This window comes from Nocardia sp. NPDC056952, assembly GCF_042674185.1.
Taxonomy (GTDB): Bacteria; Actinomycetota; Actinomycetes; order Mycobacteriales; family Mycobacteriaceae; genus Nocardia.
Map to the genome: position 1 here is coordinate 200,361 of NZ_JBHURA010000004.1, position 12,046 is coordinate 212,406.

General features: G+C 68.0%; 11 protein-coding genes. 7 read left to right on the forward strand and 4 right to left on the reverse strand.

From position 1 onward, the window contains the following. Window positions 1-3 precede the first annotated feature (3 nt). The gene (locus ACFTS5_RS17065) at window positions 4-1,350 is read left to right on the forward strand and encodes a dipeptidase (RefSeq protein ID WP_378631752.1); all 1,347 of its coding nucleotides are present in this window, start codon (window positions 4-6) and stop codon (window positions 1,348-1,350) included. 1 nt (window position 1,351) lies between these two features. Here the strand turns inward: ACFTS5_RS17065 and ACFTS5_RS17070 are convergent, their stop codons facing one another. Beyond that, on the reverse strand, window positions 1,352-1,996 hold the full coding sequence (locus ACFTS5_RS17070; protein WP_378631753.1) for an MBL fold metallo-hydrolase: 645 nt from the start codon (window positions 1,994-1,996) through the stop codon (window positions 1,352-1,354). 97 nt (window positions 1,997-2,093) lie between these two features. Here ACFTS5_RS17070 and purS point away from each other — a divergent pair, with 97 nt between their 5' ends. Together purS and purQ are read left to right on the forward strand one after the other, a co-directional pair. After that, window positions 2,094-2,330: a phosphoribosylformylglycinamidine synthase subunit PurS gene (gene purS / locus ACFTS5_RS17075; protein WP_056818769.1), complete on the forward strand. Its 237-nt coding sequence runs from the start codon at window positions 2,094-2,096 to the stop codon at window positions 2,328-2,330. Between the two features lie 76 nt (window positions 2,331-2,406). Continuing rightward, window positions 2,407-3,084 carry a phosphoribosylformylglycinamidine synthase subunit PurQ gene (gene purQ, locus ACFTS5_RS17080; RefSeq protein WP_378631755.1) on the forward strand — a complete coding sequence of 226 codons (678 nt, stop codon included), beginning with the start codon at window positions 2,407-2,409 and terminating at the stop codon, window positions 3,082-3,084. Between the two features lie 16 nt (window positions 3,085-3,100). Here the strand turns inward: purQ and ACFTS5_RS17085 are convergent, their stop codons facing one another. Then, window positions 3,101-4,174, reverse strand: a complete 1,074-nt coding sequence (locus ACFTS5_RS17085; RefSeq protein ID WP_378631757.1) for a substrate-binding domain-containing protein — start codon at window positions 4,172-4,174, stop codon at window positions 3,101-3,103. Between the two features lie 60 nt (window positions 4,175-4,234). Here ACFTS5_RS17085 and ACFTS5_RS17090 point away from each other — a divergent pair, with 60 nt between their 5' ends. Together ACFTS5_RS17090 and ACFTS5_RS17095 are read left to right on the forward strand one after the other, a co-directional pair. Next, window positions 4,235-4,672 carry a MarR family winged helix-turn-helix transcriptional regulator gene (locus tag ACFTS5_RS17090; RefSeq protein ID WP_378631758.1) on the forward strand — a complete coding sequence of 146 codons (438 nt, stop codon included), beginning with the start codon at window positions 4,235-4,237 and terminating at the stop codon, window positions 4,670-4,672. Between the two features lie 59 nt (window positions 4,673-4,731). Continuing rightward, the gene (locus ACFTS5_RS17095) at window positions 4,732-6,024 is read left to right on the forward strand and encodes a M18 family aminopeptidase (RefSeq protein ID WP_378631760.1); all 1,293 of its coding nucleotides are present in this window, start codon (window positions 4,732-4,734) and stop codon (window positions 6,022-6,024) included. A gap of 40 nt (window positions 6,025-6,064) precedes the next feature. Here ACFTS5_RS17095 and ACFTS5_RS17100 read toward each other — a convergent pair whose 3' ends face one another. Then, window positions 6,065-7,321 carry a glycosyltransferase 87 family protein gene (locus tag ACFTS5_RS17100; protein WP_378631761.1) on the reverse strand — a complete coding sequence of 419 codons (1,257 nt, stop codon included), beginning with the start codon at window positions 7,319-7,321 and terminating at the stop codon, window positions 6,065-6,067. Window positions 7,322-7,484: 163 nt separating this feature from the next. Here ACFTS5_RS17100 and purL point away from each other — a divergent pair, with 163 nt between their 5' ends. Then, window positions 7,485-9,779 (forward strand): phosphoribosylformylglycinamidine synthase subunit PurL, encoded by a 2,295-nt coding sequence (gene purL / locus ACFTS5_RS17105; RefSeq protein ID WP_378631763.1) that lies wholly within the window; start codon window positions 7,485-7,487, stop codon window positions 9,777-9,779. A gap of 95 nt (window positions 9,780-9,874) precedes the next feature. Continuing rightward, a complete protein-coding gene (locus ACFTS5_RS17110) occupies window positions 9,875-11,644 on the forward strand; it encodes an alpha/beta hydrolase (RefSeq protein WP_378631764.1) in 1,770 nt (589 codons plus the stop codon). A gap of 45 nt (window positions 11,645-11,689) precedes the next feature. On the opposite strand, the gene ACFTS5_RS17115 is transcribed toward ACFTS5_RS17110, so the two are convergent. After that, on the reverse strand, window positions 11,690-11,977 hold the full coding sequence (locus tag ACFTS5_RS17115) for a YiaA/YiaB family inner membrane protein (protein ID WP_056818759.1): 288 nt from the start codon (window positions 11,975-11,977) through the stop codon (window positions 11,690-11,692). Between the last annotated feature and the right edge of the window lie 69 nt (window positions 11,978-12,046).

Below are 12,046 nucleotides of genomic sequence, written 5' to 3' on the forward strand. Positions count from 1 at the left end.
GAGATGACCGACGATGTGACGGCGCTGCGCGGCAAGGTTTCCGGGCTGATGGGCCAGGCGAAAAAGGACCTGGCCCAGCTTGTTTCGTTCAAATCTGTCGCCGACCCGCGTCAGTTCCCGCCGGAAGGGTGTGAGCGGACCGCGCAGTGGGTGGCCGACGCGTTCGCCGCGGCGGGGCTGACCGAGGTGGGCCTGCACGAGACGCCCGACGGCAGCAAAGCCGTCATCGCGTCGAAGCCGGGGCCGCCCGGCACGCCGACGGTGCTGCTGTACTGCCACTACGACGTGCAGCCCCCGCTCGACGATGCCGCGTGGAAGACACCGGTCTGGACGCTGACCGACAAGGACGGGCGCTGGTACGGGCGCGGTGCGGCCGACTGCAAGGGCAATATCGTCACGCATCTGACCGCTCTGCGCGCGATCGGACCCGACTTCCCGATCGGGATCAAGGTGGTGGCAGAGGGGTCGGAGGAGCAGGGCACCGGCGGCCTGGAGAAGTTCGTCGTCGCCAATCCCGCTCTGCTGCAATCGGATGCGATCCTGGTCGCCGACTGCGGCAACTTCGCGGTGGGGGTGCCGACGTTCACCCAGACCCTGCGCGGGATGGTGAATGTGGTGCTGACGGTGACAACGCTGGAAGGACCGATGCATTCGGGAATGTTCGGTGGACCGGCGCCCGACGCGCTCGCCGCGATGATCCAGCTGCTGTCGTCGTTGCGCGATGCCGAGGGCAACACCACGATCGACGGACTCACCGACGACCAGAAGTGGACCGGCGCGCAGTATCCGTCGGCGGACTTCCGGTCGGACGCGGGTGTGCTCGACGGTGTCGGCCTGCTCGGCGACGGAACCGTGTCCGACATGCTGTGGGCGCGGCCCGCGCTGACCGTGCTGGGGATGGACGTGCCCGCGGTGGTCGGGTCGTCGGCGGCGATCCAGCCGAGCACCAGGGCCAGGCTCAACCTGCGCATCCCTCCGGGCACCGAGCCCAAGCAGGCCTATGACCTGCTGGAGAAGCACCTGCGCGCGCACGTGCCGTGGAACGCCGAGCTCGACATCGAGCCCGAGGCGCTCGGCGAACCGTTCGTCGCGTCCACACAGGGCCCCGCCCGCTCGGCCATGGAGAAGGCGATGGCCACCTCCTACGGTCGCGACGTGACCACCGAGGGACAGGGCGGGTCGATTCCGCTGTGCAATGTCTTCGCCGACACCTACCCGAAGGCCGAGATCATGCTGATCGGCGTCGAAGAGCCGAAATGCCTGATCCACGCGCCCAACGAAAGCGTCGACCCCAGCGAGATCGAGCACATGGCACTGGCCGAAGCGCTGTTCCTGACCAGCTACCGCTGAGTCAGAACTGGCCCTGGTCCTCGGGTTCGAGTACGCGGAACTCGGTGCCGGCCGGGGCCATCTCGGTCAGCCTGCCGAAGTAGATGCCCTGGGCCGACGGGGCGATGATGCCGTGGTGGATGGGCACCGCGGTGCGGGGATTGACGGCGCGCAGGTAGTCGACGGCCTCCGCGATGCGCATCCACGGGGCGACGGCGGGGATCGCGAGCACGCCGACCGGGACCGGCGGCACCCAGAGCGAGTCGCCGGGGTGGACCAGCTGGGCGGGGTCGGCCTCGGTGCCGAGCTGGAAGACGGTGTTGTCGATCACCGGGATCTCCGGGTGGATCACCGCGTGCCTGCCGCCGCCGCCGGTGATCTGTAAGTCACCGATATCGAGCACCTGACCGGCCGACACCGGCTCCCAGCCCTCACTGCGCTGCTGCGCGGTCTGCGGATCCGACAGCAGCCGGGCGGTGGGATTGTTCTCGATGAGATCGCCGATCCGGTTCGGATCGATGTGGTCGGGGTGCTGGTGGGTCACCGCGATCGCGTCCAAACCGGTGATGCCCTCGAACCCGTGCGCGAAGGTTCCGGGGTCGAACAGCACTTTCACGCCGTGCAGTTCCACGAGGATGCAGGAATGACCGAAGTGGGCGATGCGCATACCCGATGCTAAGCCGCCGTGACCCCGGAACGCGGGCACGACGGCCCGGTCAACTAAGATTTCCGAGGTAACCCCCACATCACTTGAGGAGCAACGCGTGGCACGAGTCGTGGTCGAGGTCATGCCGAAGGCCGAGATTCTGGACCCCCAGGGACAGGCCGTGGTCGGCGCGCTCCCGCGTCTGGGATTCGCCGGAATCTCGGATGTGCGGCAGGGCAAGCGATTCGAGCTCGAGGTGGACGACAGTGTGTCGGACGCCCAGCTCGAGCAGATCGCCGAGGCGCTGCTGGCGAACACGGTGATCGAGGACTGGAAGGTCGTTCGGGTCTCATGAGGGAGCGCAGCGAGCTCACAATAGGCACAGCCGCCCATGCGGTCATGCCGGAGCCGAGCGCCAGCGAGGCGGAGGCATGAGCGCACGCATTGGCGTTATTACTTTCCCGGGCACGCTCGACGATGTCGACGCCGCTCGCGCGGTGCGGTTGGCCGGCGCCGAGGCTGTGAGCCTGTGGCATGCCGATGCCGATATCAAGGGTGTCGACGCGGTGATCGTGCCCGGTGGGTTCTCCTACGGGGACTACCTGCGGTGTGGGGCGATCGCACGGTTCGCGCCGGTGATGGGCGAGGTCGTCCGCGCCGCCGGGCAGGGTCTGCCGGTGCTCGGTATCTGCAACGGATTCCAGGTGCTGTGTGAGGCCGGGCTGCTGCCGGGTGCGCTGACCCGTAATGAGGGACTGCACTTCATCTGCCGCGACGAGTGGCTGAAGGTCGAGGCGACCGATACCGCGTGGAGTTCGCGGTATGAGCCGGGCGCCCAGATTCTTGTCCCGCTGAAGTCGGGCGAGGGGCGTTTCCAGGCTTCGGAGAAGGTGCTCGACGAGCTCGAAGGCGAAGGTCGCGTGGTGTTCCGGTACGCCGGTGACAACCCGAACGGTTCGCAGCGCGGGATCGCCGGGATTTCCTCGGCCAACGGGCGGGTTGTCGGTTTGATGCCGCACCCCGAGCACGCGACCGAGGCATTGACCGGACCCAGCGATGACGGTCTCGGCATGTTCTTCTCGGTGATCGATAGTTTCGTCAAGGCCTGACAGCCCCGCATCGGGACTAGAGCGTGTCGATGATGTCGAAGTCGACCCCGTTCGCCGTAGCCAGGTGGGCGGGGCCTACTGCTTGATTGCCCAGGAATCCCCGTCGAGTGGCCGGGCCGTCCAGTACCAGGCCCGTTTCCGACGCGGCGATGATCGTTTTCACGTCGAGGGTGCCGGTGGTGTCGGCCAGGGTGTTCAGCAGGTGGATCGCCTCGTAGGTGGAGTTGCTGAAAGTGGTCAGCGCGGGGGCGAATCGACCCTGATGCCGGTGATAGCGGGCGCGGCGGGCACGGCCTTCGGCGCTGTGGTTGTCGATGAAGAAACTCGACGCCACATAGAGGTTGGCGTTCGCTGACGGCCCCGCGCTGAGCAGGACGTTCTCGTCGACCGCCGGGCTGAGCCGGGGCATCATGGCGGGCAGGCCGGTGGCGGCGAACTGGCGATTGAAGCGGGCGGTGTCGGCGCCGACCATGAGGATCAGGACCGCGTCGGCCAGCAGCAGCGTCGGGTTGCCCAGGAAGTCGCCGAAATCGGTGGTGCCGAGCGGCACGTAGTGCTCGACGATGATGTCGTACGGATCGGTCAGGGACCGGCGCAGGGCACGGGCGGTTCGGCGGGGCCAGATGTAGTCGTTGCCGATGACCGCCCAGCGGCGCACTCCCAGTTCGCGGGCCATCCACGCGGCCGCGGGAACTGTCTGGTGGTCGGGATGTTCGCCCACCAGCAGGACGCCGGGGCGTTCGTCGGGCAGGCCCTCGTGGTCGGTGGCGTAGAGATAGGGAACGCGGGTGTCCACGGCCTCGGCGACTGCGCGACGTACCGCGGAGGTGTGCCAACCGGTGATCGCGCCGACCATTCCGGTGGCCAGGAAGGCCGCTACTTCGGCGGCGACTTCGTGTGGTTCGCGGCCGCCGTCGAGGGTGGTGAGACGGATTTCACGGCCGAGAATTCCTGTGCCGCTATTGATTTCGTCTACTGCCAGGGAAATGGCCGCGGTACACGATGGCGCGATGATGCCGCCCGGGCCTTGGGTGGGCACGATCGAGAGAATCTCGATCGTTTCATCCCGGCTCTGGCCTGACGAGGGCATTCTGTACTCTATCGCCTAGTGCGAACAGGATTGTTCGAATGAATTTCTCGGTAGGTGGGAATGCAATCGGTGTCCATCATAAGTGGGTATTCCACGCTGCACGGCGCCCTGCGCTCCGCGGAGCGCAACTGGGTAGGCAGGCTCGAATCGGCGCTGTCGGCTGACAATCTCACGGCCGACCACTGGGCGATCCTGTCGCAGCTGTCCACCGACGACGGGATGACGATGTCGGAACTGGCCGCCCAGGCGCGGCTGGCCCCGTCCTCGGCCACCCGGCACGCGGACAATCTCGCCGAACGCGGATTGATCTTCCGGGTCGCCGCCACCGACGATCGTCGCCGGATCCTGATCGGCTTGAGCAGTCTCGGGGCCAAACTGGCCGCCAGGATCCGCGCGCAGGAAAAGCTCGCGGAGGAAGAATTACGCTGCCGCCTGGGGAATCGCCGCTACGGCGAATTACTGGCCGCGCTCGCGGTGATCGCCGAACGCGACGACTGATCCGAGCGCGTATTCCGGGGCGGGGTGCCGGGGCACGGCATCGTGCCTAGGATCGCAGGATGCCGGTTTCCTTGACAGCGGCCACGGCCAGCGGATTGTGTGCCTTCATCGATGCGTCACCCTCGCCCTTCCACGTGTGCGCGACGGTGGCGGCCGAGCTGGACGGCAACGGTTTCACGCCGTTGACGGAGGCCTCGGCGTGGGACGACGCGGGCGGCAAACACTATGTGGTGCGCGGTGGTTCGCTGATCGCGTGGGCTGATTACGACGCCGTGCCCGCTGCTCCGTTCCGGGTGGTCGGCGCGCACACCGACAGCCCCAACCTGCGCGTGAAGCAGCATCCCGATCTGGCCGGGGCGGGGTGGCAGCTCGTCGGGCTCGAGCCGTACGGCGGGGCTTGGCTGAACTCCTGGCTGGACCGCGAGCTCGGTCTCTCGGGGCGGCTCAGTGTGCGCGAGGGCGCGCGGATGCGCGATGTGCTGGTGCGGATCGACGAGCCGATCCTGCGGGTGCCGCAGCTGGCCATCCACCTGTCCGAGGACCGGCGCGGGGTCTCCCTCGACCCGCAGCGGCACGTGAACGCGATCTGGGGGATCGGTGACGCGCCCGCCTCGTTCCTGGACTTCGTCGCCGAGCGGGCCGAGGTCGACGGCGCCGATGTGCTCGGCTGGGAACTGATGACCCATGACCTCGCGTCGAGCACGATCGTCGGTCGCGACCTCGACCTGGTGAGCGCGCCGCGGCTCGACAACCAGGGCACCTGCTACGCCGGATTGCAGGCCTTCCTCGCAGCCGCCGACGAGCCGGGTGCGGCGACGGCGGTGCTGGTGATGTTCGACCACGAGGAGGTCGGGAGCCAGTCCGATCGCGGGGCGCAATCGGATCTGCTGCCCGCCGTGCTGGAGCGGATCGTGCTGGCCCGTGGCGGTGGGCGCGCGGATTACCTTGCCGCGCTGGCCGGTTCGGTGGTCGCTTCCGGTGATATGGCGCACGCGACGCACCCGAACTACCCGGACCGGCACGAGCCCGCGCACCGCATCGAGGTCGGCGGTGGGCCGGTGCTCAAGGTGAATCAGAACCTGCGCTACGCCACCGACGCGGCGGGCGCGGGCGCGTTCGCCCTCGCGTGCGCGCAGGCCGGCATGCCGCTGCAACGGTATGTCCACCGGGCCGACCTGCCCTGTGGCTCGACCATCGGCCCGATGACGGCGGCTCGCACCGGCATGTCGACCGTCGACGTGGGCGCACCCCAGCTCGCCATGCACTCGTGCCGCGAACTCATGGGCGCCGCCGATGTCCCCGCCTACGCCTCGGCCCTGGCGGCATTCCTCACTCCGGAAGCGACGGACTGACGGCGGCAGGGGATCGGCTCGGCCTCGATGGCCGCCGAGGTCAGGTCGTCGCGAGTTCCGGTGCGGCCGAGGACTTCCGGCTGGGGTGGTAGGTGAGCACCGCGTAGACGATCACGGCGAACGTGGTCCACACATAACTGCTGCCGATGATCTGCTGCCACCAGGCCCAGGCCAGTTCCTTGTCGCCCGAATGTGGCAACACCCACTGCGGGCCCACGATGAACATCACCGTGAACAGGGCGACGAGGGTGGTGAAGGCGCGGGAGCGGCGAGCAACGGCCAGGCTGACCGCGACGACCAGCGCGGGCGCGACCCAGACCCAGTGATGCGACCACGACACCGGTGAGACCAACAGCACCGCCGCCGCGTTCACCAGCAGCGCGCCGACCTCGTTGCCCACGCCGATCAGGCGGTACATCCACACCGCGGCCAGCGCGATGGTGACCGCCGACAGACCGAGCCACAGGCCCGTCGCCAGCGATTCGTTCATGCCGAGGCGGAACAGCGTGCCCTTGATCGACTGGTTGCCCGCGAAGTAGGGCGTGCCGATGCGGCCGGTGTCGGAGACGGTGTGGAACCAGTATTCGACCGAGTCCTTGGGGAACAGCAGGAAGCCGGCGCCCACCGCGCCCGCGGCCGATACGACCATGGTGGCCGCGGCCTTCCAATCCCGGCGGAGCAGGAAGTACAGCAGATAACCCGCTGGAATCAGCTTGATCGACACCGCGATGCCGATCAGCATCCCGCGTGGCCAGAACGGCTTGCGCACGAGAATGTCGAGGGCGACCGCGGCCATCAGGATCAGGTTGATCTGGCCGAAGTTGAAGGTCTGGCGGACCGGTTCGAGGTACTGGGCGAGGCCGAGCCCGGCGATCAGCACGGTGAGCACCGAGATCCGGTCGAGCTCGGGGCGCACGCGAACCAGCACCAGCCACAGCACGATCCCCAGGCTCGCCAGCGAGGTCAGCAGCACGACGACCTCGGCGACCACCAGCGGCATCAGCGCCAGCGGCACGAAGAACATCGCGGCCAGCGGGGGATAGGTGAACGGCAGGCCGAGCCCGTACACCGGCGGCATCGGGCCGTACAGGTCGCCGCCGTCGAGCCACACCCGCGCGCCGTTGCGGTAGACCTGCAGGTCGATGAACCCGTGCCACCAGTGCGCCAGCAGGGCGACGGCGGCGGAGACCACGAACAAACCGATGGCGGCGGTCAGCCAGCGTCGTTGGCGGTCCGGGTTGTCGGGATCGGGAATACGCGGCTCGACCTGCTCGGTAACCCCCGGACTTTCGTTCACAGCGCCAGAGTAATGGGTACCCCAATGGCCCAACCGCAAGTGTGACCAGACCGAATCCGGCCGCCTCCCCAGCGTGAGGGCAGTACGGGCGGCAGGCGGTTACCTCGCAACCATTAGACTCTGCAGATCAAGTTCCCCCCGGCCGAAAGGACCCTGGTCTCCCGTGACACTGCAGGTCGACACCGTCGCTACCGCCGCAGCCACCCCGGATGCTCCGCAGCCGTACAAGGAACTCGGTCTCAAAGACGACGAGTACGCCCGCATCAAGGAGATTCTGGGCCGTCGGCCCACCGATGCCGAGCTGGCGATGTACTCGGTGATGTGGAGCGAGCACTGCTCCTACAAGTCCTCCAAGGTGCATCTTCGCTACTTCGGTGAAACCACCACCGACGAGATGAAGGCCTCGATGCTGGCCGGGATCGGCGAGAACGCCGGCGTGGTCGACATCGGCGACGGCTGGGCCGTCACCTTCAAGGTGGAGAGCCACAACCACCCGTCCTACGTGGAGCCGTACCAGGGCGCGGCCACCGGTGTCGGCGGCATCGTGCGCGACATCATGGCCATGGGCGCGCGCCCGATCGCGGTGATGGACCAGCTGCGCTTCGGTGCGGCGGACGCCCCCGACACCCGTCGCGTGGTCGACGGTGTGGTGCGCGGCGTCGGCGGTTACGGCAACTCGCTCGGCCTGCCCAACGTCGGCGGCGAGACCGTGTTCGACGCCTCCTACCAGGGCAACCCCCTCGTGAACGCGCTGTGCGCGGGCGCGATGCGCGTGGAAGACCTGCACCTGGCCTTCGCCTCGGGCAACGGCAACCGGATCATCCTGTTCGGCGCGCGTACCGGCCTCGACGGTATCGGCGGCGTGTCCGTGCTCGCCTCGGACTCCTTCTCCGGCGACGAGTCCGGCACCGGCCGCAAGAAGCTGCCCGCCGTGCAGGTGGGCGACCCGTTCACCGAGAAGGTGCTCATCGAGTGCTGTCTCGACCTGTACGCGGCCGGGCTGGTCGTCGGCATCCAGGACCTCGGCGGCGCCGGGCTGTCCTGCGCCACGTCCGAACTCGCCGCGGCGGGCGACGGCGGCATGCACATCGACCTGACCAAGGTCCCGCTGCGCGCCACGCACATGACCCCCGCCGAGATCCTGTCGAGCGAATCGCAGGAGCGCATGTGCGCGGTCGTCACGCCGGAGAACGTGGACGCGTTCATGGCCGTCTGCAAGAAGTGGGACGTGCTGGCCACCGACATCGGTGAGGTCACCGACGGCGACCACCTCGTCATCACCTGGCACGGCGAGACCGTGGTGGACGTGCCGCCGCGCACTGTCGCCCACGAGGGCCCGGTGTACGAGCGCCCCGTGCAGCGCCCCGACACCCAGGACGCGCTGATCGCCGACACCACCGCCACCCTGACCCGGCCGAAGACCGGCGACGAGCTGCGCGAGACCCTGCTCACGATGATCGCCAGCCCGCAGCTGTGCAGCCGCAAGTGGATCACCGAGCAGTACGACCGTTACGTGCGCGGCAACACCGTGCTGGCCGAGCACGCCGACGCGGGCGTCGTCCGCATCGACGAGTCCTCGGGCCGCGGCATCGCCCTGGCCACCGACGCGTCGGGCCGCTACACCAAGCTCGACCCGTACACCGGCGCGCAGCTGGCGCTGGCCGAGGCGTTCCGCAACGTCGCCACCACCGGCGCCACCCCCAAGGCCGTCACCAACTGCCTGAACTTCGGTTCGCCGGAGGATCCGGGCGTGATGTGGCAGTTCCAGCAGGCCGTGCGCGGTCTCGCGGATGGTTGTGCGGCGCTGGGCATTCCGGTGACCGGCGGCAACGTGAGCTTCTACAACCAGACCGGCAAGGACGCCATCCTGCCCACCCCGGTGGTCGGCGTGCTCGGCGTGATCGACGATGTGCACCGCCGCATCCCGACCGGCCTCGGCCTCGAGCCGGGCGAGTCGCTGATCCTGCTCGGCGAGACCCGCGACGAGCTGGACGGCTCCATCTGGTCGCAGGTCACCCACGACCACCTCGGTGGCGTGCCGCCGCGCGTCGACTTCGCCCGCGAGCAGCTGCTCTCGGAGGTGCTCACCTCGGGTTCGCGCGACGGCATGATCTCCGCCGCGCACGACCTGTCCGAGGGTGGTCTGGCGCAGACCGTCATCGAGGCGGCGCTGGCAGGCGAAACCGGTTGCCGCATCGTGCTCCCCGAGGGCTCGGACCCGTTCGTGCAGCTGTTCTCCGAGTCGGCCGGGCGCGTGCTCGTCGCGGTGCCGCGTTCGGAGGAGACCCGGTTCACCAAGATGTGTGACGCGCGGCAGCTGCCGTGGGTGCGCATCGGCGTGGTGGACCAGGGTTCGGATTCGGTCGAGGTGCAGGGGCAGTTCTCCGTGACACTCGCCGAATTGCGCGAGGCATTCGAAGGCACGCTGCCTAAGCTGTTCGGAGCGCACACCGCCTGATCGGTCAGCGGCCGGCGGCGGTAGCGCAGCGTTACCACGTAGGCCGCCCGAGCAGGCGAAACAGATTCCGCCTGATCAACAGAGGAGTCGAGCTTGTGACCACGGAGGATACGAGCTCGGCTTCCGCACCGGCAGTGCGCGAGAACCTCTTCATCAGGGGAATTCACCTGGTGGAGAGGTTTTTTCATCCCAACTACGCCGGCCTGATCATGGCGACGTTGTTCTTCGGGCTGTCGCTGACTCCCTCGCTGCTGCCGCGTGACTGGTTCTTCCAGGGGCTGGTCAGCGGCATCAACGCGACGATCGGCTACGGGCTCGGCTGCTTACTGGCGTGGGCCTGGCGTCGGTGGGTCGCGCCGCGGATCACCTGGCCCGAGCAGGTGCGCACGGCATGGGCCCGGCGGCCGAGCTGGCTGGTGGTGGCGCTACAGAGCGCGATCGTGGTGGCGTGCCTGATCTTCGCGGTGCTGATGAGTATCCAGTCCTCGAAGTGGCAGCGGCAGATCACCGATCTGATGGGGATGGAGCCGGTGTCCGACGCGGGGTATCCGCGGACGGTGCTGGTCGGCGCGGTGGTGGTCGGACTGCTGATCTGGATCTCGCGCCTGGTGGTGCGATTGGTGCGCGCGGTGACGCGGGCGCTGAACCAGTGGGTGCGGATTCCGGCGGCGTTCGCGCGGCCGCTCGGGGTGATCGTCGTTCTGGTGGCCGCGGTGCTGCTGTTCAACGGTGTGCTGGCGAAAGGCTTTTTCGCCGTCGCCAATTCGGCGTTCAGCGCGCGCAACAGTCACACCTCACCGAACGCGGTCCAGCCGACGCTGCCCGAACGCTCCGGCAGCCCTGAGTCGCTGGCCAAGTGGGACACCCTGGGTTCGGAGGGTCGATGGTTCGTGGCGAACGCGCCGACCGCTCTCGCGATCGGGCAGGTCACCGGAAAGCCTGCGCGCGAACCGATTCGGGTCTACGCGGGGCTGGAATCCGCGGACGGGGTCGAGGCGCAGACCGATGTGGCCATCGCCGAACTCGACCGCACCAAGGCCTTCGAACGCGAAGTGCTGGTGGTGATCAGCACCACCGGCACCGGCTGGGTCGATACGACCAGTGCCGAGGCGATCGAGTTGATGTTCGGTGGCGACACCGCGCTGGTGGCGACGCAGTACTCGTATCTGCCCAGCGCGCTGTCGTTCCTGTCCGACCGGGACAAGTCGATGACCATGGGGCGCACGCTGTTCGACAAGGTGTACGAACGCTGGTCGGCGCTGCCCGAAGACGCCAGGCCCAAGCTGCTGGTCTACGGCGAGAGCCTCGGTTCGCAGGGGTCGGAGGGTGCGTTCTCCGGTCTGGCCGACATTCGCAATCGCACCGACGGCGTGCTGTGGGTGGGACCGCCCAACTCCAACCGGTTGTGGTCGGAATTCGTGGCCCGACGTGACCCCGGCACCGACGAGATCACCCCGATCTACGCCGACGGGATGTCGGTGCGGTTCGCCGCCGACGACGAGCAGCTGGCCCGGCCGACGCCGGCCTGGAACGACCCGCGCATCACCTACCTGCAACACGCCTCCGACCCGGTGGTGTGGTGGTCGCCGGATCTGCTGTTCAGTCAGCCGGATTGGTTGCGGGAGAAGCGCGGACCCGATGTATCACCGGCGATGTCGTGGTATCCCATCGTCACGTTCTGGCAGGTCGCCGCGGATCTGCCGCGCGCGCAGACGGTTTCGGACGGGCACGGCCACAACTACGGCAACCTGGTGCCCGACGCGTGGGCCGCGGTGGCCCAACCACCGGACTACACACCGGAATTGGCTGCCAGAATTCGGGTGTTCCTCGAAGAATCCATGGCTACCGAACGTCAGTTGAAGTGACGAGCCGGGGGCGCCGAACCCCTCGATCGGCGCCGCCCGCTCGGCTCACGACACCGATTTGAACGGATTGTGTTCGGCGATCAGCTGTTCCAGCCGCGCCTCGTCGATCCGCCCGATCAGTGACTGAGTCTCCTGCTGGTCGCGCACGACCTTGGCGAGGGTGAAGCAGCTGGTCACCAGGAACAGGCCCGACATCGCCAGGAACGCGCGCTGCCAGCCGTCCAGCGGCAGGTACGCGATTCCGGCGCCGGTCCCGAACAGGCTGACAGCGAACGCGATCGCGGCCTGGGCCATGTAGGCCGAGGTGTTCTTCGGCTTGGTGTTTGTGCTCATGGCTCTCAGTGTGCTGATCCGCGGTGTCGCGATCGCGCGTACAACTACTCGAGTGCGGTACGTAGTTTG

Coding starts and splice junctions, on each gene's coding strand:
- ACFTS5_RS17065 (WP_378631752.1), top strand. CDS start 4: ATGACCGACGATGTGACGGCGCTGCGCGGCAAGGTTTCCGGGCTGATG.
- ACFTS5_RS17070 (WP_378631753.1), bottom strand. CDS start 1,996: ATGCGCATCGCCCACTTCGGTCATTCCTGCATCCTCGTGGAACTGCAC.
- purQ (WP_378631755.1), top strand. CDS start 2,407: ATGAGCGCACGCATTGGCGTTATTACTTTCCCGGGCACGCTCGACGAT.
- ACFTS5_RS17085 (WP_378631757.1), bottom strand. CDS start 4,174: ATGCCCTCGTCAGGCCAGAGCCGGGATGAAACGATCGAGATTCTCTCG.
- ACFTS5_RS17090 (WP_378631758.1), top strand. CDS start 4,235: ATGCAATCGGTGTCCATCATAAGTGGGTATTCCACGCTGCACGGCGCC.
- ACFTS5_RS17095 (WP_378631760.1), top strand. CDS start 4,732: ATGCCGGTTTCCTTGACAGCGGCCACGGCCAGCGGATTGTGTGCCTTC.
- ACFTS5_RS17115 (WP_056818759.1), bottom strand. CDS start 11,977: ATGAGCACAAACACCAAGCCGAAGAACACCTCGGCCTACATGGCCCAG.